Source organism: Oceanobacillus sp. FSL W7-1281 (assembly GCF_037969835.1).
GTDB lineage: Bacteria > Bacillota > Bacilli > Bacillales > Amphibacillaceae > Oceanobacillus > Oceanobacillus oncorhynchi.
The window spans coordinates 3,811,275-3,832,986 of the sequence record NZ_CP150214.1 but is presented as its reverse complement, the minus strand read 5'-3'; the positions used below and the strand labels follow the sequence as shown (position 1 = coordinate 3,832,986).

The 21,712-nt window shown below is 38.7% G+C and carries 18 protein-coding genes; 13 read left to right on the top strand and 5 right to left on the bottom strand.

What is annotated here, in order from left to right; genetic code table 11:
- The first annotated feature begins 11 nt into the window (after nucleotides 1-11).
- The 3 genes from MKX55_RS18885 (at nucleotide 12) to MKX55_RS18875 (ending at nucleotide 2,710) form a co-directional block, all read left to right on the top strand.
- Nucleotides 12-788 (top strand): enoyl-CoA hydratase/isomerase family protein, encoded by a 777-nt coding sequence (locus MKX55_RS18885; protein ID WP_339179696.1) that lies wholly within the window; start codon nucleotides 12-14, stop codon nucleotides 786-788.
- Between the two features lie 30 nt (nucleotides 789-818).
- Entirely contained in the window at nucleotides 819-1,763 is a 945-nt protein-coding gene (locus MKX55_RS18880) for an MBL fold metallo-hydrolase (protein WP_339234129.1), read from the top strand.
- A 116-nt stretch (nucleotides 1,764-1,879) separates the two neighbouring features.
- Complete coding sequence (locus MKX55_RS18875) at nucleotides 1,880-2,710, top strand: aldo/keto reductase (protein ID WP_339234126.1); 831 nt, start codon at nucleotides 1,880-1,882, stop codon at nucleotides 2,708-2,710.
- A 74-nt stretch (nucleotides 2,711-2,784) separates the two neighbouring features.
- Here MKX55_RS18875 and MKX55_RS18870 read toward each other — a convergent pair whose 3' ends face one another.
- Both MKX55_RS18870 and MKX55_RS18865 read right to left on the bottom strand, forming a co-directional pair.
- Entirely contained in the window at nucleotides 2,785-4,818 is a 2,034-nt protein-coding gene (locus MKX55_RS18870) for a catalase (protein WP_339238581.1), read from the bottom strand.
- A 442-nt stretch (nucleotides 4,819-5,260) separates the two neighbouring features.
- A complete protein-coding gene (locus tag MKX55_RS18865; RefSeq protein ID WP_339234124.1) occupies nucleotides 5,261-6,061 on the bottom strand; it encodes a Cof-type HAD-IIB family hydrolase in 801 nt (266 codons plus the stop codon).
- Between the two features lie 169 nt (nucleotides 6,062-6,230).
- Between MKX55_RS18865 and MKX55_RS18860 the strand changes: the two genes are divergently transcribed.
- The 4 genes from MKX55_RS18860 to MKX55_RS18845 all read left to right on the top strand — a co-directional run bounded on the left by MKX55_RS18860 (nucleotide 6,231) and on the right by MKX55_RS18845 (nucleotide 11,653).
- Nucleotides 6,231-6,671: a hypothetical protein gene (locus MKX55_RS18860; RefSeq protein ID WP_339234122.1), complete on the top strand. Its 441-nt coding sequence runs from the start codon at nucleotides 6,231-6,233 to the stop codon at nucleotides 6,669-6,671.
- 154 nt (nucleotides 6,672-6,825) lie between these two features.
- Nucleotides 6,826-8,721, top strand: coding sequence for a PrkA family serine protein kinase (locus MKX55_RS18855; RefSeq protein WP_339179686.1), 1,896 nt, complete (start codon nucleotides 6,826-6,828; stop codon nucleotides 8,719-8,721).
- Between the two features lie 236 nt (nucleotides 8,722-8,957).
- Nucleotides 8,958-10,124 (top strand): sporulation protein YhbH, encoded by a 1,167-nt coding sequence (yhbH, locus tag MKX55_RS18850; protein ID WP_339179685.1) that lies wholly within the window; start codon nucleotides 8,958-8,960, stop codon nucleotides 10,122-10,124.
- Nucleotides 10,125-10,234: 110 nt separating this feature from the next.
- Nucleotides 10,235-11,653 carry a SpoVR family protein gene (locus tag MKX55_RS18845; protein ID WP_339185318.1) on the top strand — a complete coding sequence of 473 codons (1,419 nt, stop codon included), beginning with the start codon at nucleotides 10,235-10,237 and terminating at the stop codon, nucleotides 11,651-11,653.
- A 149-nt stretch (nucleotides 11,654-11,802) separates the two neighbouring features.
- Here MKX55_RS18845 and MKX55_RS18840 read toward each other — a convergent pair whose 3' ends face one another.
- The 3 genes from MKX55_RS18840 to MKX55_RS18830 are packed head-to-tail and all read right to left on the bottom strand — an operon-like array spanning nucleotide 11,803 to nucleotide 14,785.
- On the bottom strand, nucleotides 11,803-12,252 hold the full coding sequence (locus tag MKX55_RS18840; RefSeq protein ID WP_339234120.1) for a tripartite tricarboxylate transporter TctB family protein: 450 nt from the start codon (nucleotides 12,250-12,252) through the stop codon (nucleotides 11,803-11,805).
- Nucleotides 12,253-12,288: 36 nt separating this feature from the next.
- Nucleotides 12,289-13,794, bottom strand: coding sequence for a tripartite tricarboxylate transporter permease (locus MKX55_RS18835; RefSeq protein WP_339234118.1), 1,506 nt, complete (start codon nucleotides 13,792-13,794; stop codon nucleotides 12,289-12,291).
- A 16-nt stretch (nucleotides 13,795-13,810) separates the two neighbouring features.
- On the bottom strand, nucleotides 13,811-14,785 hold the full coding sequence (locus tag MKX55_RS18830) for a tripartite tricarboxylate transporter substrate binding protein (RefSeq protein WP_339234116.1): 975 nt from the start codon (nucleotides 14,783-14,785) through the stop codon (nucleotides 13,811-13,813).
- Nucleotides 14,786-15,054: 269 nt separating this feature from the next.
- Between MKX55_RS18830 and MKX55_RS18825 the strand changes: the two genes are divergently transcribed.
- The 6 genes from MKX55_RS18825 to MKX55_RS18800 all read left to right on the top strand — a co-directional run bounded on the left by MKX55_RS18825 (nucleotide 15,055) and on the right by MKX55_RS18800 (nucleotide 21,597).
- On the top strand, nucleotides 15,055-15,756 hold the full coding sequence (locus MKX55_RS18825; RefSeq protein WP_339234114.1) for a FadR/GntR family transcriptional regulator: 702 nt from the start codon (nucleotides 15,055-15,057) through the stop codon (nucleotides 15,754-15,756).
- 188 nt (nucleotides 15,757-15,944) lie between these two features.
- Nucleotides 15,945-16,613, top strand: a complete 669-nt coding sequence (locus tag MKX55_RS18820) for a PAS domain-containing protein (protein ID WP_339179674.1) — start codon at nucleotides 15,945-15,947, stop codon at nucleotides 16,611-16,613.
- 258 nt (nucleotides 16,614-16,871) lie between these two features.
- Nucleotides 16,872-17,252, top strand: a complete 381-nt coding sequence (locus MKX55_RS18815) for a RidA family protein (protein WP_339179671.1) — start codon at nucleotides 16,872-16,874, stop codon at nucleotides 17,250-17,252.
- A gap of 267 nt (nucleotides 17,253-17,519) precedes the next feature.
- Nucleotides 17,520-18,524: a LacI family DNA-binding transcriptional regulator gene (locus MKX55_RS18810; protein ID WP_339179669.1), complete on the top strand. Its 1,005-nt coding sequence runs from the start codon at nucleotides 17,520-17,522 to the stop codon at nucleotides 18,522-18,524.
- Nucleotides 18,525-18,736: 212 nt separating this feature from the next.
- A complete protein-coding gene (locus tag MKX55_RS18805) occupies nucleotides 18,737-20,047 on the top strand; it encodes an MFS transporter (RefSeq protein WP_339234112.1) in 1,311 nt (436 codons plus the stop codon).
- 125 nt (nucleotides 20,048-20,172) lie between these two features.
- Nucleotides 20,173-21,597, top strand: coding sequence for an NAD-dependent succinate-semialdehyde dehydrogenase (locus MKX55_RS18800; protein ID WP_339238579.1), 1,425 nt, complete (start codon nucleotides 20,173-20,175; stop codon nucleotides 21,595-21,597).
- The last annotated feature ends 115 nt before the right edge of the window (nucleotides 21,598-21,712 follow it).

Below are 21,712 nucleotides of genomic sequence, written 5' to 3'. Positions count from 1 at the left end.
GAGAGAAAGCAATGACAGAAGCAGTGAAATACGAAAAGAAAGATGCGATTGCTTTGATAAAGATGAACCGGCCGGAGAAACGCAATGCTCTGTCGATTGAAATGGCGAGAGGCCTGGTGAAAGCGCTGAAGGATGCAGAAAAAGATTCGGATATCAAAGCTGTCATCATCAGCGGAGAGGGAAAAATATTTTCAGCCGGCGGCGATTTGGAAGTGCTTCATACACTGGATAACAGCGCGAAAATAATGGAATATATGAAGCAGGCATTAGAGATTATTCAGACGATACGGGAGCTTGATAAATATGTTATCAGCGCAGTCCATGGCTTTGCCGCAGGAGCAGGCTTCAGTATTGCTGTTGCAGCAGACTTTGTTGTAGCTAAAAAGGATGCAGCCTTTCTATGCAGCTTTACCGATGTAGGCATTATACCGGATTTAGGCTTAGTAAAAAAACTGACAGATAACCTGCCAAGTGCCGTAGCGAAGGAATGGATATCTTCAGGAAGACCTGTTTCAGCAGAAGAAGCATACCAGCGCGGCATTGTTAATCGCGTAACAGAGGAGGAGGTTGTGGAAGCAGCCATCGATTTTGCCGGTTTTATTGTTAACGGGCCGCCGCTTGCCAACAAATTTGTAAAGCATATGGTAAACCACGCGGATGAGTGGAGCTGCGGTACAAATGATTTGCAGGAAACGGCTATCCAGACCTTATTGCTGCAGACAGAGGATAATAAAGAAGGAATCCAATCATTTTTTGATAAAAGAAAACCGAGCTTTAAAGGAAAATAAAAGCGGATTGCATAGAAGGAAGTGACGCCGATGTTAGATAAATTAGGAATAAAGCGGATTACTTTAGCATTGCCGTTCCGCTTAAACCATGTTCATTGCTTCATCGCGGAGGAAGCGGACGGCTATAAGATTTTAGATACAGGTCTGCATAATGCAGCTGCAGAGAAAATATGGGAAAAGGAAATAGAAGGGAAACAAATTACGGATATTATTGTTTCCCATTATCACCCGGACCATTTTGGTTATGCAGGAAAACTGCAGGAACGAACCAATGCGCGCGTGTGGATGTCTGAAATTGATTTACAGGCGGCGCTGCAGGCCTGGGAGCAGCCCTTTTTAGAAAAGTTATGGGAGAATTATTATCGGGCGGGCATTCCCGAGGAGATAAGCAAGGCTTTGACGCAGAATACTGCTGCATTTGCACCATTAGTAACCCCTTATCCAAATGTGGAAAACATTTTAAAGGAAGGGGAAACGATTCAATTTGGGAAATATGCCTATGAGATTATACATACACCAGGTCATTCAGACGGTTTAGTCACCTTCTATAATCAGGAAAATAATGTGCTGCTGTCAACGGATCATGTTCTTCCGAGGATTACTCCGAATATTTCCTATTGGTTTCACGGTGACCCAAACCCGTTAGAAAATTATTTGAATTCCTTGGAGAAAATCAAGAAACTCGACATCGAATGGGTCATCCCGTCCCATGGTGACCCGTTCCCCAATGCATCCAAGCGAATTCAAGAAATAGAGGCCCATCATAAAGAAAGGTTGAGCAGTCTGAAGGAAATGCTGAAAACCGGCTTAACGGTCTACGAAACAATGGAAAAGCTGTTTCCAAAAAAGCTGGCAGTCCATGATACGCGGTTTGCGGTAGGTGAAACGGTCGCCCATTTAGAATATTTACGTCTGGCTGGAGAGTGCGAGCGCGAGTTGGCAGACGGTGTGTATATTTATCACGTGAGAAGCTAGCAGGCGATGTCGCCCATTTTAGAGCGGCAGCATTGTCTGCTAGTTCCTTTTTCTTTCTTTTCCGTGATTAATTGTTATAAGATGATAGAAAAGATAGGAAAGGATGGATGTCTGATATGAGTAATCACCTGCAGGATACAGTCACATTAAATAATGGCGTAGATATGCCTGCGTTTGGACTGGGAGTCTATAAAGTAGAAGAAGGGCAGACAGCAGTGGACGCAGTGAAAACTGCGCTGGAGCATGGTTATCGCAGTATTGATACCGCTTCTTTTTATCAGAATGAAATCAGTGTCGGGCAGGGTATCAAGGAGTCTGGCGTACCGAGAAAAGATATTTTTCTGACGTCAAAAGTGTGGAATGATGAGCAAGGCTATGACTCTACATTAGAAGCGTTTGAAAGAAGTCTTGAAAAATTAGATACCGATTATTTGGACCTTTACTTGATTCATTGGCCTGTAAAAGAAACGTTTATAAATACGTGGAAGGCAATGGAAAAGCTTTATCATGATGGGCGTGTCCGTGCCATCGGTGTGAGTAATTTTCATGTTCAGCATTTAGAACGGCTTTTAGCAGAAGCAGAGGTTGTTCCGGCAGTTGATCAAGTGGAATTTCATCCGCATCTGACGCAGGAAGGCTTGCGTGCTTTTTGTGAAAGACATGGCATTCAGCTGGAAGCTTGGTCTCCGCTAAAACGGGGAGAGCTGCTAAATCATCCAGCGCTTGTTACGATTGGAGAGAAATACGGGAAGAATGCGGCGCAGATCATCTTAAGATGGGATGTCCAGCATCAAGTTGTTACCATTCCAAAATCAATTACTCCGGAACGCATCATTTCCAATGCGGATATATTTGATTTTGAATTAACGGGTGAGGAAATGAAACAGGTCGATGCGTTGAATGAAAATAGCCGCTCTGGTTCCAATCCAGACGAATATGATAACTAATTCCCGGGCTTTTATCAGGGAGAACTGTAAAAAAATGCACTGCGCTGAAAAAATTCTGCGCAGCGCATTTTTTCTTATCGATCCCAAAAACGCTGTTTTGCCATTGCATTGACAAAGGCTTTATAGAAGCCGTCGGTCGGGGCTCTGCTTGTCAAGACGCCGGGGCGGTTTTGAAGATGAATTTCTTCTATCCACTTTGCTCCCTCATCAATACCGCCAATAGGCTTATAATGGTTAAACTGATCCACAATAAATTGATTCGTCATAAAATGAAAATCCCTGGTAGCGTATGGTCCGCCGATAACAAATAAACCATCGTATAGAAGCGGCGAACCGGTTAGAAATGTATCATCAACGGAAATCGTATCTCCGTCTGTTCCTTTCAATGTTCCGAGCCTTCTGCTTACAAAAACAGGCTCTAATCCTGCTTTTTCCCACGACGCCATCGCATTTTTTAAAGCATTACTGTCATATTGTTCGTCAATAATCACCCCGACCTTTAACGTATCCGCTCGAAATACTGTGTTTTGCATACTTAAAGCCGGCGAGGAAGCGGTCACATCGGATTCTGGAATATCTTCCGGCGGAGCAGGTACGCCAACCTCCTCGGCAACCGAAACAGCCAGCGGCCTGCTGATATGGGCAATCAGACGAACCGCACGTTCCCGGACTTCCGGCTTTTTCACTTTTCCAAGCTCGAAACTGAATGCCTGCAGGATATGGCTTCTTTCCACCTCACTCATGCTGTTCCAAAAAAGTCGTCCTTGAGAAAAATGATCCTCAAAACTGGGTGCTGTCTGACGTACCTTTTTTCCTTCGACCAGAGAAGGATAGGTGACAAATCCGCCTTTATCGCCCGGCACAGGGGAAGGTGTATTATTCGCCAGATAATTTTGATGGTAGGCAACCTGTCCTTTATCAATCACATAACGTGCTGCACCATCACGATGATTATTATGCGCTGTGTGGATAGGGCGATTAATTGGGATTTGTTTGAAATTAGTGCCCACACGGTAAAATTGTGTATCTGCATAAGAGAACAGTCTGCCTTGCAGAAGCGGATCATTTGTAAAATCGATTCCGCGAACAATATTTCCCGGATGAAGCGCAACCTGTTCTGTCTCTGCAAATACATTCTCGACATTTTTGTTTAAAGTCATTTTCCCGATTTTCTTCAGGGGAATAAGCTCCTCCGGCCACAGCTTAGTAGAATCCAGAATATCGAAGTCAAAATCAAACTCCTGGTCCTCTCGAATCACTTGAATCCCAAGCTCGTATTCCGGGAAATTTCCTTTTTGGATATTTTCCCATAGGTCTCGCCGATGAAAATCTGGATCAGCACCGCCAATTTTCTGTGCTTCGTCCCAAATCAGAGAATGAACGCCTAAAACTGGCTGCCAGTGGAATTTACAAAAATGCGAGACACCTTCTTTATTGACGAGTCGGAATGTATGCACACCAAAGCCCTGCATGGTTCGAAAACTGCGGGGGATAGTGCGGTCGGACATAATCCACATCATCATAGCGGCAGATTCTTCATTACTGCCGATAAAATCCCAAAATGTGTCATGCGCTGTCTGGCCCTGAGGGATTTCATTGTTTGGTTCTGGTTTTAGCGCGTGAATCAAATCGGGAAATTTAATGCCATCCTGAATAAAAAAGATTGGGATATTATTGCCGACTAAATCAAAGTTCCCTTCCTCCGTATAAAATTTGGTGGCAAATCCGCGCACATCCCGGAGCGTTTCATTAGCACCTCTGGAACCGGCAACCTGCGAAAAACGGACAAACACAGGTGTTTTTCTGCCCGCATCTTGTAAGAAATGTGCTTCTGTTAAATCGGATTGTGATTCATAGCATTCAAACACACCATGCGCTCCATAGCCGCGTGCATGAACATTTCTTTCCGGGATCCGTTCTCTATCAAAATGGGAGAGTTTTTCCCGGTATATAAAATCCTCCAATAACTGCGGACCGCGGTCTCCAGCACTTAGTGTGTTTTCATCATCCGAAATTTTAACCGATTCATCTGTTGTCATTGGTTTTCCTTCATTATCCCTATAAAATTTCTCCAGCTGTCTGATTTTTTTATTTTTTTCCGGTTCCAGGTTATTGTGGTCTGTCATGTCTTATCCTCCCTTTAAATGAATTTTTTTCACAGTAATAAGAGGATATTCGCTGGAAGAGGGAAATATGACCAGATGGGAGAAGGAAGGCGATTTGGTGTCGTTATAGCTTTTAAATAATTGGTTTGATTTATCAGGTTAATATAGTATTCTTAAAATAAGACAGACATGAGAGAGGGGAAAGGCATATGGGCTGGATAAATCTTGTCATGTTTATTATATTGGCAGTATTGGGATTGTGGGGGCTGATTTCCCGAGGGAAATGGCTGGAGGACGAATCAAAGAAAAATAAAAAATCTTAATATTTACAGATTTATCCTTGTTAACATTGTCTTGCCTGATAACAGATAAAAAAAGAGCCGTCCCCCGCGGGGATAGGCTCTTTTTTCCGTTGTAAAGGGAATGATGATGTTTGGCTGAATGCTTAGTCTTTCGGAAGCAGACCATGATGCTGTAATGCGTATAAAATGCCATCGTCACTTACATCCTTCGTAACAAATGCGGCTGCTTCCTTCACTTCCGGCAGGGCATTTCCCATGGCGACGCTGTTAGGAACGAGCTGAAGCATTTCTATATCATTTAAACCGTCTCCGAAGGCGTATTGTCTTTCTGCCGGGAAATTGAGATACTCCAGCAGCTTTTTAATACCTAATGCTTTTGATCCGCCCTTTGGAAGGACATCTAATGATTTTGGATGCCAGCGGACAAAATCTAAGTTTGTGAATGTATCCTGATAAATCTTTTCCTCGCCTTCTGTGTTGAAAAGGAGGCTCTGATAAATGTCACTTTGCTGAGCCGTATTATGCTCTTCCTGTTCTGGATAAGCATCTACCTTTAATGTTGCAATGCTTTCTTCTATATATGGATGATCATTTGGAACGTTGGTTGTCATTTTTTTATCGTTCATATAGACAACAGGATGGTTATTTTTTAAAGCAAATGCGGTTAATTCCTCTAACGTCTCTGGGTTGATTGTATTTGCATAGACAACTTCCCCGCGACACACAACATACTGCCCGTTATAGCTTATGTACGTGTCAATACCTAATTCGTCGCGTAAATCATCAAATAAGAATTTTGCCCGGCCTGTTGCGATGGCAACCTCATGACCAAGTTCCTTCAGCTTGAAAATGGCTTTTTTCGTTGATTCAGGCAGGGTTCTTTCCTCTTCTGTCAATAATGTTCCATCAATATCAAAAAACAGAATACTTTTATCTGGTACCATTTAATCCCTCATTTCACCTTCATTATACGCTTCCTATTATGATGGAACTGCTGTATAGATTCAACTGTTGACCATTATAATAAACAAATTTATCTCTTATGATTATATTTCACAAATATATGTAAATCGCTTACAATAAAGATAGATGAGAAATAAGGAGTTAATTCATATGAAACGTCTGGTATTACTAATGATGATATGTATTCCTTTGTTCCTGGCAGGCTGTTTAAGTCCGAATAGCGCCCGGATAGTCAATGATATGTATCAAGCTGCGATTATGGAGGAAGAAGAAAATGTAGCTTCCTACTTTTCAGAGGAGTATTTAAAAGAACATCCAATTGATGAATTAACGAGTGAATTAGCTGAAGATGCGCGGACCATGTACGGTGTCAATATGATGAATATCACGCATATCCGCGAGAAAGAGCTGCAGGACAATTACATCGAATCGGCTGGGCTATCCGATAATCCGGATTTATCTGTTGTTACCGCACAGACAGACGAGCGGGAGGTAATGGTCTGGATGGTGGAGCGGGGGAGTGCCCAGTATACGATAATTCAAGGGGAAAGGTATGACTTTGATACATATAATGAAAATGTTCTTGAGTAAAAACACGGCGGGGCGCCGTGTTTTTTTTATTGGGCTTTCGAATATCCGCTTAAAAACGAACTCAGAATGTTTTTCTAAAATATTTCCATAGAGCATGTTTTACACTTCCACTGCATAGGATATAGAAATCGTTGTAAGATGGAGGGAGCCTGCGATGGATATTTTAAATAAAGTAAAAAACGATAGAGAAGCAGAAAAGCAGCTGGTATGGGAAGGCACGTTTGCGGAATACTTAGAGCTGGTGAAAGAAAACCCGACAATCGCACAGACTGCACATTCCCGGGTATATAATATGATCAAGAGTGCAGGGGTCACGGAGAGAGATAACCATAAAATGTATGAGTTTTTTGGGTCAGCTATTTTTGGCCTGGAATCAGCAATTGAAAGCTTAGTAGAAGAGTATTTTCATCCGGCAGCAAGAAGGCTGGACGTCAGAAAACGGATTCTGCTGTTAATGGGACCGGTCAGCGGCGGGAAATCGACTATTGTCAGTTTGCTGAAGCGCGGTTTGGAGCAGTATTCACGTACCGATGAAGGGGCTGTGTATGCAATTAAGAATTGCCCAATGCATGAAGACCCTTTACACTTAATCCCACAGCATTTGCGGGAGGACTTCCATGAAGAATACGGTATTCGAATCGAGGGCAGCTTGTCCCCGCTGAATACCATGCGTTTAGAAAAGGAATATGGCGGCAGGATTGAAGATGTTAAGATACAGCGAATCTTTTTCTCAGAGGATAAAAGGGTAGGAATCGGGACATTCAGTCCGTCCGATCCGAAATCCCAGGATATTGCCGATTTAACCGGAAGCATCGATTTTTCCACGATTGCTGAGTTTGGGTCTGAATCCGATCCGCGTGCTTACCGGTTCGACGGGGAGTTAAATAAAGCCAACCGCGGAATGATGGAGTTTCAGGAGATTCTAAAAAGTGATGAAAAATTCTTGTGGCATCTGCTTTCACTGACACAGGAAGGAAATTTTAAAGCCGGAAGATTTGCGTTGATATCCGCAGATGAGCTGATTATAGCGCATACGAACGAATCAGAATATAAATCATTTATTTCTAATAAAAAGAATGAGGCACTTCATTCCAGAATGATTGTGATGCCGATTCCATACAACTTAAAGGTCAGTGAAGAGGAACGAATCTATAAGAAAATGATTCAGGAAAGTGATATTGCGGATGTACATGTGGCTCCTCATGCTTTACGGGCAGCGGCGATATTCTCCATTTTGACCCGATTGAAAGAATCGAAAAAACAGGGGATCGATGTCGTGAAGAAGATGCGGCTCTATGACGGGGAAAGTGTGGAAGGATATAATCAGATTGATATAGAGGAACTTTCAAATGAGTATACGGATGAGGGAATGGCAGGAATCGATCCGCGCTATGTCATCAACCGTATTTCCTCTACGATTATCCGTAAAGAAATCCCTTCTATCAATGCGCTGGATGTATTACGCTCGCTGAAAGAAGGGTTAAATCAGCATCCGTCTATTTCCAAGGATGATCTGGATAAATATTTAAATTATATTTCGATTGCACGGAAAGAATATGATGAGATTGCGAAAAAAGAAGTGCAGAAAGCATTTGTTTATTCGTATGAAGAATCAGCGAAGACCTTAATGGATAACTATCTTGATAATGTCGAGGCATATTGTAACCAGAATAAATTACGTGATCCGCTCACTGGAGAAGAAATGAATCCAGATGAAAAGCTGATGCGTTCCATTGAGGAGCAGATTGGCATCTCGGAAAATGCGAAAAAAGGCTTCCGGGAAGAAATCTTAATCCGTTTATCTGCTTATGCGCGTAAAGGAAAACGATTTGATTATCAATCACATGAGCGTTTGCGTGAAGCGATTCAAAAGAAACTATTTGCTGACTTGAAGGATGTTGTGAAAATTACAACCTCATCGAAAACACCGAATGAATCGCAGCTGAAGAAAATCAATGAGGTAATTGCCCGTCTGATTGATGAGCATGGGTATAATTCAGTGTCTGCAAATGAACTGCTGCGTTATGTAGGAAGTTTACTGAATCGATAAAGCATTGTTTATATTTATTCCATCTTAGAAAAATGAAAAGTGGTATCCAGACGAACATGGATACCACTTTTTAAGTTACCTGATAAAAGAAATAAGCTTTTCTAAAACTCAAATTCTTTTAATCCGTCTGCAATAACTTATCCCCTCTTGCATACAATAGATAAAGCATGTTTCTAAAACTGTTTGTACCGTAAACTGATGATTGGAAACAATTCAAATATAAGGAGAGGATTCGAGTGTCCAATGAGCAAGAGCATAATTTCGTCGTCTCCCAAGAAAACTGGTCTCTCCATCGAAAGGGTTATCAGGATCAGCAGCGCCATAATGAGAAAATAAAAGATGCCATCAAGAAAAACCTGCCTGACCTGGTCAGTGAAGAAAACATCATTATGTCCAATGGCAAGGATGTAGTGAAAATCCCGATTCGTTCGCTGGATGAATATAAAATCAGATATAACTATGAAAAATCAAAGCATGTAGGGCAAGGAAATGGAGATTCAGAGGTTGGAGATGTCGTCGCACGCGCGCCTGGAGACGGGCAGCAGGCAGGAGCAGGGAATGGCAAGAAAGCCGGGGATAAGCCGGGACAGGATTATTATGAGTCGGAAGTATCCATTGCAGAGATAGAAGACGCATTATTCCGAGAATTAGAGCTTCCTAATCTGCAGGAAAAAGAAAAATCAGAGATTATTACGGAAAAAGTCGAATTTAATGATGTACGCAAAAAAGGATTAATGGGAAATGTAGATAAGAAACGAACGATATTAACCGCATTAAAACGGAATGCCCGGGAAGGAAAGGCACAAATTACGCCCATTTATAACGATGATCTCCGTTTCAAAACCTGGAATGAAGTCATCCGGCACGATTCCAAAGCGGTTGTCCTGGCGATGATGGATACAAGTGCTTCGATGGGCGCATTTGAGAAGTATATTGCCCGCAGTTTCTTTTTCTGGATGAACCGGTTTTTGAAAACAAAATATGAAAGTGTTGAATTTGAATTTATAGCACACCATACTGAAGCAAAAGTGGTGACAGAAGAGGCCTTTTTCTCAAAAGGAGAGAGCGGCGGAACGATTTGTTCATCCGCTTATTATAAAGCCCTGGAGGTCATTGAAGAAAAATATCCCCCGTCCCGCTATAATATTTATCCTTTTCATTTTTCAGACGGAGAGAATATTAGCTCGGATAACAAGACATGCATTGAGTTAGTCCATCAGCTGATGGAGAAATCGAATATGTTTGGTTACGGAGAAGTCAATGGCTATAACCGCTATTCTACGTTGATGAATGCTTATAAAACGATTGACCATCCGAAGTTTAAGCACTATGTATTAAAAGAAAAAGCGGATGTCTATCATGCGATGAAAAGCTTTTTTCAAAAGGCAGCAGAACGTGTATAAAAAATAAAACGAACAGCTCAAAGAAATATACTAATCTTTGAGCTGTTTTATAGGAATGGCAAGATTTCATTCAGAGGACATAGACTAGTAGTAGCTGAATAAAGGGAGGAATCTACTTGAGCGAAACAAAAGAGTTAACAAAAGCTATCGAAGAAATTACGGAGGTAGCCAAAGGGTTTGGTCTGGATTTTTATCCGATGCGCTATGAGGTTTGTCCGGCGGATATTATTTATACATTTGGCGCGTATGGGATGCCGACACGTTTTACCCATTGGAGCTTTGGTAAGCAATTTCATAAGATGAAGCTGCAATATGATTTAGGCCTGAGCCAAATTTATGAGCTGGTAATCAATTCGGATCCTTGTTATGCCTTTTTATTAAATACGAACAGCCTGATTCAAAATAAGCTGATTATTGCCCACGTCCTGGCGCATTGTGATTTCTTTAAAAATAATGTCCGGTTTGCGAATACGCGTAAGGATATGGTGGAGAGTATGACAGCAACAGCGGAGCGTATCGCCCATTATGAAATGGTTCATGGCAAAGAAGAGGTGGAGAGCTTTTTAGATGCAATTTTATCGATTCAGGAGCATATTGATCCTTCGATTGTCCGGTTTAAACTGCCACCCAAAGCAGCGGATAATACAATGGAGGAGGACACTCATAAAAAACGCGGTGAGTACGATGATTTGTGGAGTTTAGATCAGCGCGGCAAAAGCTCACAGACGAAAAAGGTAAAAAGACAAAAGAAAATTCCCCCCTCTCCGGAAAAGGACTTATTATTATTTATTGAAGAATACAGCAGGGAGCTGGAGGATTGGCAGCGTGATGTATTAACGATGATGCGCGAGGAAATGCTTTATTTCTGGCCACAGTTAGAGACGAAGGTAATGAATGAAGGCTGGGCATCCTATTGGCATCAGCGCATTATGCGGGAATTAGATTTAACCTCCTCGGAAACGTTAGAATATGCAAAATTGAATGCCGGCGTCGTGCAGCCGTCCCGGACATCCATTAATCCATATTATTTAGGAATAAAAATCTTTGAAGATATTGAGGAGCGTTATAATAACCCAACGGAAGAAATGATAAGAAATGGATGTGAACCGAATAAAGGAAGAGATAAAATCTTTGAAGTAAGGGAGATGGAATCTGATATTTCCTTTATCCGCAACTATTTAACGAAGGAATTGGTCGCAAAAGAGGATATGTATCTTTTTGAAAAAAAAGGGAGAGATTATCGGATTACAGAAAAGGATTATGTAGAAGTACGCGATCAGCTTGTTTCCCAGCGTGTAAACGGCGGTTTTCCATATATTACGGTAGAAAACGGAGACTATCTTCGTAATGGAGAGCTTTATCTGCGCCATGGATTTGAAGGTATTGAGCTGGATATTAAATATTTGGAGCATGTTTTACCATATGTCTATCAATTATGGGGGAGAGCCGTTCATTTAGAAACAATCATTGAAGGAAAAGAAACACTGTATACGTATGACGGGAAAGAGATGCATAAGCAGCGGATTTGAAAAGGGTGAAGGCTGGTCAGATAGTTGACCAGCCTTTTATTTATTGCTTTGTAACTGGCTGCAGTACTGCTGCAATTAATAGGGGAATGAACAATCTAAATGAAAGTTGCGTTAATGTAAGCTAATTGCGTTCAGAGAATGGAACTTCATTAGAATAACATTCCAGATGGAAGATAGACGAGTAAGCCATAGCGGAAAATAACATAAAATACAGTAGTTGTTATGACTGCACCGCTAATTGATTTGAGCAGACGAATCGATGCTTTCGTCTCACTCTTTTGCAAATACCAAGTCATGAAACCAAGATATAGAAGGCTGCTGATAAAAAAGCCGATGAGCCAAATAAGGACGACATACAGAATAAGCGCAATTGCAGTAACAACTGTCCGAGTTGTAAAAATAATTCCCTCGGAATCCTTTTGTTTTGACTTACCAGCAATTGTTTGTATCAGCAGAATAATAGATAAAATTAACATCGTAATTAAAATAAAGAGTGGGAAGCCGATACTTAGTCTGTTCATAGACGATACGGTCGTTAAGCAAATAATACTCAACAATATAAACGTAATCGGGGTAGCCAGATCTTTGGATATTTTCATAAAATAACACCCACTTTACTAAATACTAGTTTTTGTCTACGCATTAGTACTGCGTTTCGTAACTAACTTCGTTATCAAAGGACTGAATAATGAAAGAAAACAGAGCGTCATGATACCGACGGTTAATGGTCTGGAGAAAAACAATGATAATAGTCCAGGAAACCCTTCGCTTATTAGATAAGCTTGTATAATTCCTTTTTCAGCAATTGGACCCAGTATAATACCGAGTACAATAGGAGCTGGAGAAAAACCACGTTCTGACATCATATAGGCAGCTAAACCAAAAAGAGCCAAAACGATAATATCCATGAAATTATTACGAATGGCAAAAGCGCCAATCATGGTTAAAAATACAATTGTAGGTACTAAATAATAAATAGGGATTTGAATGATTTTTCCAATATACTTTGATCCGAAAATAGCAAAGATGAGCATTAGAATATTTGCAATAATAAATCCGCCAATAAAGGTGTAGATAAGTGTAGCGTTAGAGGTAAATAAATTTGGCCCTGGCTGTATTCCTTGAATAAGCAGTGCGCCAATAAGAACAGCAGAGGGAGGGCCCCCAGGAATACCCAGAGATAGCAGTGGAACAAGTGAGCCGCCTACTTCAGCATTGTTTGCAGTTTCAGAAGCAGCTACCCCTCGTTCGTCCCCTTTTCCAAATAGTTTATTTTGTTTAGAAAAACGAACTGCAGCGTCATAGGATAATAAACTAGCAACATTTCCGCCGGCGCCTGGTATCAATCCGACAGTAATACCGATAAGTGCAGAGCGCAGTAATAGTATAGGCCGCATTATCATTGATTTAAAAACTGTAAAAATATGAGCTTTTTCACTTTTAATTTTACTCATTTCTTCTTTTTCAGAATCCATTCCTTTAATCATGCGCATGACTTGAGGGATACAGAAAAAAGCAATAAGCAGTACAATAATTTCTAAACCACCTTGTAATGAGGAAGAGCCAAATGTAAAACGCGAGGAGCCTCCAAGGATAGAGATGCCAACTGTACTAAGCAGCAGTCCAAAACTTGCGCCAAGAGCCCCTTTTAACAGCGAACCCTGAGATAGAGTAGCTACAAGGGTGAGACCAAGTACAGCAATCCAGAAAAACTCAGAAGGTCCAAATTGCAGGGCAACATGTGCTAACAACGGACTTAAAAATAAGAGAGCTATACCGCCAAAGACCCCGCCAATCCCTGAACCGATAGAAGCAGTGATAAGTGCTTGTTCCGCCTTCCCTTTTTGAGCCATCGGATAGCCGTCAAAGGCTGTTGCAATGGAGGACGGTGTTCCCGGCGTATTGATTAAAATGGCGGCAATACAGCCTCCGAATATAGCACCGACATAAATCCCGCCAAGGGTGACGAGAGCAACATCTGGTGCCATGGAAAACGTAAATGGCAGCATAACTGCTAGAGCCATGGTAGCAGTTAATCCTGGAAGTGACCCGATAATTATCCCGCCAAGTACGCCAATCATTAGATAAAAAAAAGTCATTGGCGCAAATAGTGCAGCAAGAACTTCTGATATGATATCCATAAAGATTCGCTCCTCTCTAAGGGAGTTCCCCCATCATTTTTAAAGTTTCTTCTAGTTCTACCCGTTTTTGATCAATAAAAGCCTGGCTTTCATCCGCACCCATTTCCAGTGGTTCAAACCCTTCGCGAATCATTTCTTCTTGGATTTCGGGATCGGAAAGTATTTCAAGAAATGCGGTTTCTAATCGTTCAATTTCTTCGCGACTCGTACCGGGGGGCACAGCTACACCTCGTTCAATGCTGGCTGTAATATCTAACCCTAATTCTTGAAATGTAGGCACATCAGGCAAAGGTTCAAATCGTTCTTCTGAACCAATAGCCAAAATGTTGAAGTCATCTTGATAACTAAGTAAATCGGGTGAATTGGCAAGAACAGCAGTGGTTGTTCCGCTTAAAACGCTTTGAATAGTTTCGGATGAACCAAGAGATGGAACCGAGATAAGATCCACATTGGCTTTCGATTCTAGTTCTAACGCTAGTAAGTGCGAACCGGAGTATGAACCAGTCACAGAGACAGTTACAGACTCATTTTGCGCCTGTTCAATAAATTGTTCCATTGTTTCAATGCCACTGTCCTTGCTGACCGCTATTCCAATGGGCGTTCGCTGAAATAATACAACAGGTTCAATTTCATCAGTTTCATATCCAGTATCGTCATTTGTTAAGGGCTGTAAAATGATATGTGGTATATTAATACCTGCGAAAAAATGTCCGTCTGGAGGCTGATTCACAAGCTCTGTCCAGCCAATAGCACCTCCAGCACCGTCTTTGTACATAATCGCAACGCTTTCATTCAAACTATTTTCTAAATAGGGAAGCTGCCGTCTAGCGTCTACATCAGATTGTCCTCCAGGCATAAATGGAATACTGTAAGTAAGCATGCGGTTTGGAAAAGTATCCTCGGCATCTTCATCCTCGTTCGGACTATTACAGGCACTAATGCAGATAAAAGGCACCATTATAAATAAAATAATCAACCAATGTTTATTCACCTAACCCCTCCTTGTAAGCGATTACAATATTTCGGTTAAATGACCCAACCAATGTAAGTATCATTAAATCATAATAGAGAATAAAAAGTCAATCATAATTCAAATTAATATGAAAATTAAATCTATAAAATTAATTTAGAAATTTATTGACGTGTTTTCGTTACTCTGTTTTAATTAGTTTATATTTGCTGGGTCATTAGTCTGACAGATATAATAGTTAAAGGAGACTCGGATGCTTGCTGTATCTTGTGTAGAAGGGATGTGAGCAAATGAAACCATCATTTAAAGAAAAGAAAGGTATATCAGAAAAAGTTGCTGATTATATTAAAGAACAAATTCGGTTAGGAGTTTATCCAGAGGGAGATAAAATTCCAAGTGAACGTGATATGGCAATTTCACTTGATGTGAGCCGTAATACAGTCAGGGAAGCATATAAAATTTTAGAGGCATATGGTTATTTAAAGGCAGAGCATGGCAGAGGAGTCTTTATCGCTTCGGAAGCAGAGCAGATAAGAAAAATGACCGATGCGTTTTTTGTGTCGGGTGATCAAATTAATGATCTCTATGCAGTAAGACTGGTGCTGGAGGAAGCGGTTGTTGAATGGGCGGTTTTAAATGGTACAGATGAACAAATTGCTGCATTGGATTCTATTGTCAATGATGCAGTCGCGGCTGTAAAAGCTGATAGCAATTCAGCAGATGTAGCAAATTATGATCTCCGTTTTCATCTCTGTTTAGCTGAAATGTCTAAAAATGAGGTTGCTAACCGTATCATGCATCACTTAATCGATTTATTAGCAAAAGCCCGAACGCAATCAATGCAAATCCCTAAAAGAGCTGAACAATCTGTTCAAGAGCATAGCGTTATCGTAGAAGCTATAAAAAATCGCGATGTAGATGGTGCAAAAAAGGCAATGAGACATCATATTGAAAGTATTGATAAGTCAGTTAGAGAAAAAAAGAAAACATAATCGCGGCACATATGTTATTATTTGTGCCGATTTTATATCCTAACTTGAACAGTTACTCTATTGTAAACAATATTTCTGAGAAATTGTATTAAATTCAGGAAGCATAGAAGTTGGAACGTCATCGATTTTACGAATTGTTAAATTTAATGTGATGATATAAAATATTCAGAATTTGGTATTGGGTGGTAATGATGGAGAAAAATAAAGTTACTTTTACAGAAAATGATAGACTTATTCTAAAATCATATAAAACTATGATTGAAGGTTTAGCTGATTATTTAGGGAGCGGTTATGAATTTGTCCTTCATAGCTTAGAAAATTTAAATGAGTCTGTCGTTCAAATAATAAATGGACATCATACGGGCAGGAAAGTAGGCGCTCCGGTAACGGATTTAGCATTATCTATGCTTACAGAACTGGAACAAGAGGAAGACAGTGGACATATTTCCTATAATACAACTAATAAAAAAGGAGAACCTTTAAAAGCAATAACCATTGTAATAAAAGGAGAGGATAATAAAAATATTGGTCTGTTATGTATTAATTTTTATTTAAATACACCATTATCAGATATAATTTCAAATTTGAGTAATTCTAAGGAGCATAATGTAGGGAATACATACGCTAAAGAGAGCTTTGTTGATAATGTCGACGAGTTAATTTTTCAAGCCGTAAGTCAGATTCAAAAAGAAGTTGAAATGGATGAAAGTGTACCTCACTTATTAAAAAACAAAATTATCGTATCAAAACTGTATAAACAAGGTGTTTTTCAATTTAAAGATGCTGTGGTAAAAATTGCTGAGATATTAGGCATCTCAAAAAATACAGTTTATATGCATTTAAGATCAATTAATTAGCTGACTAAAAAATTTTACAATATAAGGAGACAACTAAATAATAGTATGAACTTTTATTTTATATTTTTCTTTAAACCCACTGCTAACCTAGATGGGTTTAAATTTTGCATAAATTAAACGTTAAAAAAATGTATTGACTAAAATATATTTCACTGATATTATGAAATGCATCAACTATATTTTATTTATTATCAACTGAAAAGACGAAATATTAATTATTCAGAGAATAATTAAAATAAATAAAAGGTGGTTAAGCTCATGGAAACGATTCGTACAAATGAAGCACCGGAAGCAATTGGACCTTATTCTCAAGCAAAAGAATTGAATGGAATAATTTATATGTCAGGTCAAATTCCTTTAAGTCCCTCTGACGGTCATGTTGTAGGAACTAGCATAAAAAAACAGACGGAACAAGTTATAAAAAATATTAATGGTGTACTTGAAGCTGCAGGATTATCTTTTAAAGATGTTGTTAAGACTACGTGTTTTTTAGCAAGTATGGACGACTTTGCAGAATTTAATGAAGTTTATGGAGAATATTTTGTTTCTAAACCTGCACGCTCCTGTGTTGCTGTGAAACAGTTGCCAAAGGAGGTTTTAGTAGAGATAGAAGTAATTGCATCTAAGAAACAATTATGAATGGAAGCTTTTCAAGAGCATTGTAAATAATAAAATAGAATTAAGCAAATAATGTTTGTGATTTATGTAAAGTTATTTTAAGAAGTACTATAAAAGGGGAAATTTTTTCTTGACATTGTAAGCGCTTTCTAATAATGTGTATTTAAATTACTAATTTGACCTATTGTTATCTCTTCAAAATGTATACGTATACATTTTGAAGAGATAACAAATTATAATTAATGTATACGTATACATTATTTGATTAATAGGAGGGCACGAATAGAAATGGTTTCTTCATTAGATGTTGCAAAATTTGCTGGTGTTTCACAAGCAACTGTATCAAGAGTATTAAATAATTCGCCTAAAGTAACTGAAAAAACAAAGAAGAAAGTTTATGCTGCGATTAAAGAATTAGGATATTATCCGAATTTAATTGCAAGAAGTCTTGTTACAAATGAAAACCGGACAATTGCTTTAATTTCAGGAGCAATAAATAATGATTTCTATGTAGAGACTACGGAATCTATTGTTAATAAAACAAATGAATTGGGATACAGAGTAATTGTATTTTTTGCAGAAGAAAATCAACCTGTAAATATTTTAGATTCTATTAAAGGAAGTAATGTTTCAGGAATACTTTTATCTTCAATATTTTTAGAGGATTCTCTTTTAGAGGAGTTAGAAAAGTCAGGAATACCATATATCTTTTTTAACCGAAGACCGACTAAAGGGGGGAATTATGTAGTCTTGGACAATAAAAAGGCATCATTCCTTAATGCAGAACACCTCATTAAACTTGGTCATACAAGAATAGCTTATATATCGAATGAATTTAGTAATATCTCAACTTTGTATGAAAGAAAATTAGGCTTTGATAAAGCGATGAGAAAATACAATTTGAATAATGATAAATATATAAGAATTATTGAGGGTACTGAGGAGGATTTAGAACTGACGATAGAAGAGTTATTAAATATGAAAACTCCACCTACATCAATAATCTGTACTACGGATCATATGGCTATGATTGTTATGAATTACCTGATTTCAAAAGGACTACGAATACCTGAAGATATTAGTCTTACTGGTTTTGATAATAATAAAATTACAGCTCACCAAGCAATTCAATTAACTACAGTATCACACAAAGAAAAATATAATATCGGTCGAATTGCTGCAGAAAAGTTATTTGAGATGATTGAAAATCCAACAAGAGAAAACCAAAATAATATTCAAATTGTTCTTGAACCAAAGCTTTTTAAGAGAAGTACTGCTGGAAAGAGTATATAAGCTTTATACAAATTATAAAATCAAAATACTTTGTTACATTTTAAAGTAATAAGAAGCCGAATGAAGCATATGTATTATTTTTAAATTTGTTGGGATGAAAAAAGTAACAAAGAAGCGGGCTAAAAAATATTCTATGAATAATTAGTAACTTATATAGTTGATTGCAATTTCTCTGTTTGAAGCAATTTCAAAAAAATATAAGGGGTAAAACTATGAAAAATAATTCTATGAAAAAAGTTGCAAGTGCAAGTTTCTTAGGTGCTTTTCTTGAATGGTATGACTTCTTTCTTTATGGTACAGCCTCTGCAATCGTTTTTAACCAACTTTTTTTTCCAAGTTTTGATCCGGTTGTTGGAACGATAGCGGCATTCGGTTCGTTAGCTAGTGGTTATTTAATCAGACCCATTGGTGGAATAGTCTTTGGACATTTTGGAGATAAAATAGGGCGAAAAAAAATTCTTGCGATTACGATGATATTAATGGGGGGAGCAACATTTTTAATAGGCCTTCTTCCAACTTATGCAACTATCGGTATATGGGCTCCAATCTTGCTAATATCACTTCGTATGGTACAAGGTTTTGCTTTGGGCGGGGAATATGGCGGTGCTGCACTATTATTAATTGAATATGCCCCAAGAAAAACTCGTGGCTTTTGGGGTGGTTTTTTACAATCAGCAACACCTTTAGGATCACTTGCTGCCACAGGTATATTTGCAATCATGGCTAGTATGCCAGAGAGCTTCTTTTTATCAATTGGCTGGAGAATTCCATTCTTAATCAGTATTGCACTTACACTGGTAGGACTATTTATTCGATTTAGTATAGAGGAGACACCAGCATTTAAAGAAGTTAAAGAAAGTGGTGCAGAAGAAAAATTTCCTTTACTTGAACTTTTTAGAACCTACTCTAAAAGTGTGTGGATAGCTATAGGAGCTAGGATGGCTGAAGGTATAAGTTTTAATATATTCAATGTATTTGTCATAACATATGTCACTACACAGGTTGGGTTACCAAATAGTATAGCTCTTATAGGTGTATCCATATCTTCCGCAGTAGCTATGTTGGTTTCTCCAATTTTGGGAAAACTATCCGATCGAATTGGAAGAAAGAAAGTTTATTTGATAGGAGCTATTTGGTTTACTGTATTTGCATTCCCTTTCTTTGCTTTGTTGGATACAGGAATTGTTTTTGTAGTTTATATAGCAATTGCTTTAGGATATGCTTTAGGAACGACTCCTATGTTCAGTATTCAATCTGTATTTTTTACTGAAATGTTTGGTACACGAGTTAGATATAGCGGACTTTCGTTTGTCTACCAGCTAGCTGGGATTGTAGCTGGAGTCACCCCACTTGTTGCAACATCGTTATTGCTATTGAACGATGGAAATCCATTATATATAGTTCTTTATATTATGGGGATGGGAATCATAACTGTGGTCTCTGTATTCTTTACAAAGGAAACATATAAAATGGATGTTTCTGAACAAGAAAAGGCTGCAATGGAAGAAGTAAATGTAAAATAAAGCTGATAAATATCTGGTTAGGTGTTAAAAAATCATAGTAAATTATAGTTTGTAAAAACAGAATAATCTTACAATTTTATATTTAAAAGTAATTAAAAATAATGGGAGGATGATTTACAGTGAGTATGAAAAAAATGTTTATAAACGGTATTTGGAGTGAAGCAATATCAGGTGAGAAATACAAAGTGAAAAACCCGGCAACAGGAAAAATAATTTATGAAGTAGCATATGGCGATGAACAAGATGCAAATAAAGCAATTGAGGCTGCAAATGAAGTGTTTGCAACCTGGTCTGCAAAAAGTGTGAATGAACGTTCCAAGTATTTATATAAACTCTACCAAATAATGCTAGAAGAAAAAGAGAGCCTTGCAGAGGCTATTACACTTGAAATGGGGAAGCCAATTAATGAATCACGCGGTGAAGTGAATATAGCTGCTGAATATGTTTTATGGTACGCAGAAGAAGCTAGAAGATTATACGGTGAAATTATTCCAGCATCAACAACGAATAAACGTCTACATGTGCTAAAACAACCTGTAGGTCCAGTTGCTGCAATTACGCCTTGGAATTTCCCTGTTTCAATGCTCACTAGAAAATTGGCTCCAGCGTTAGCTGCAGGGTGTACTGTAGTGTTAAAGCCAGCAAGTTATACTCCAAATAGTGCAGTAAAGCTATTTGAATGTATTGAAAAAGCTGAATTTCCAAAAGGAGTGGCTAACTTGGTTATGGGAAGATCGAGTCGTATCGGCGGTGCCTTCACAAACAATAAGTTGATTAAGAAGATTACTTTTACTGGTTCAACAGATGTCGGAAAACAACTGATGGAGGCGGCAAGTAAACAAGTGAAGCGCGTATCAATGGAACTTGGCGGTCACGCACCGTTTATTGTATTTGAAGATGCAGATCTTGAAAAGGCAGCAGAAGGAGTAATCATAAGTAAATACAGAAACGCTGGTCAAACTTGTATTTGCTTAAATCGTTTATATGTTCACCGTTCCATTAAAGAAAAATTTGAAAAAATCTTAAAAGAAAAAGTAGAACAGTTAGTCATAGGGGATGGGATAGAGGAAGCTACGGAAGTTGGCCCATTAATTGATGAAAGTGCTTATGAAAAGGTAACATATCATGTGAAAGATGCGTTAGATAAGGGGGCGGTTCTTGTTACTGGTGGCGAGCTTGAAAAAGAAGGAACGTTATTTTATAAACCGACTGTATTAACACACGTAACAAATGAGATGGTAATTACAAATGAAGAAACCTTTGGTCCGGTCTGCCCCATTTACGAATTTGATACGGAAGAGGAAGCAATTCAAAAAGCAAATGATTCTATCTATGGTCTTGCTGCTTATTACTATACAAGAGATCTCGGAAAAGCACTGCGTGTTGGTGAAAGATTAGATTACGGAATAATTGGTGTTAATGATGCTGTACCTACAACAGTTCAAGCCCCATTCGGAGGTATGAAGGAAAGTGGAACTGGTCGTGAAGGCGGTCGTCAGGGGATAGAAGGATTTTTAGAAGATAAATTTTTATCAATAGATATTGAGTAATTACACTGCATTTACCAATCAGTTTTTAAATAATTAACAAAAAAATATATATTTAAAATAATTGATTTATTTTAAAGAGTATGATTTAATGGAAACATCATTAATGGTTGGGTCA

Excerpts from the sequence above, each read along its gene's own strand:
- MKX55_RS18815 (WP_339179671.1), top strand. The coding sequence starts at position 16,872 with ATGGAAACGATTCGTACAAATGAAGCACCGGAAGCAATTGGACCTTAT.
- MKX55_RS18835 (WP_339234118.1), bottom strand. The coding sequence starts at position 13,794 with ATGGATATCATATCAGAAGTTCTTGCTGCACTATTTGCGCCAATGACT.
- MKX55_RS18805 (WP_339234112.1), top strand. The coding sequence starts at position 18,737 with ATGAAAAATAATTCTATGAAAAAAGTTGCAAGTGCAAGTTTCTTAGGT.
- MKX55_RS18825 (WP_339234114.1), top strand. The coding sequence starts at position 15,055 with ATGAAACCATCATTTAAAGAAAAGAAAGGTATATCAGAAAAAGTTGCT.
- MKX55_RS18800 (WP_339238579.1), top strand. The coding sequence starts at position 20,173 with ATGAAAAAAATGTTTATAAACGGTATTTGGAGTGAAGCAATATCAGGT.
- MKX55_RS18810 (WP_339179669.1), top strand. The coding sequence starts at position 17,520 with ATGGTTTCTTCATTAGATGTTGCAAAATTTGCTGGTGTTTCACAAGCA.
- MKX55_RS18820 (WP_339179674.1), top strand. The coding sequence starts at position 15,945 with ATGATGGAGAAAAATAAAGTTACTTTTACAGAAAATGATAGACTTATT.
- MKX55_RS18855 (WP_339179686.1), top strand. The coding sequence starts at position 6,826 with ATGGATATTTTAAATAAAGTAAAAAACGATAGAGAAGCAGAAAAGCAG.
- MKX55_RS18840 (WP_339234120.1), bottom strand. The coding sequence starts at position 12,252 with ATGAAAATATCCAAAGATCTGGCTACCCCGATTACGTTTATATTGTTG.
- MKX55_RS18865 (WP_339234124.1), bottom strand. The coding sequence starts at position 6,061 with ATGGTACCAGATAAAAGTATTCTGTTTTTTGATATTGATGGAACATTA.
- MKX55_RS18860 (WP_339234122.1), top strand. The coding sequence starts at position 6,231 with ATGAAACGTCTGGTATTACTAATGATGATATGTATTCCTTTGTTCCTG.
- MKX55_RS18880 (WP_339234129.1), top strand. The coding sequence starts at position 819 with ATGTTAGATAAATTAGGAATAAAGCGGATTACTTTAGCATTGCCGTTC.
- MKX55_RS18885 (WP_339179696.1), top strand. The coding sequence starts at position 12 with ATGACAGAAGCAGTGAAATACGAAAAGAAAGATGCGATTGCTTTGATA.
- MKX55_RS18875 (WP_339234126.1), top strand. The coding sequence starts at position 1,880 with ATGAGTAATCACCTGCAGGATACAGTCACATTAAATAATGGCGTAGAT.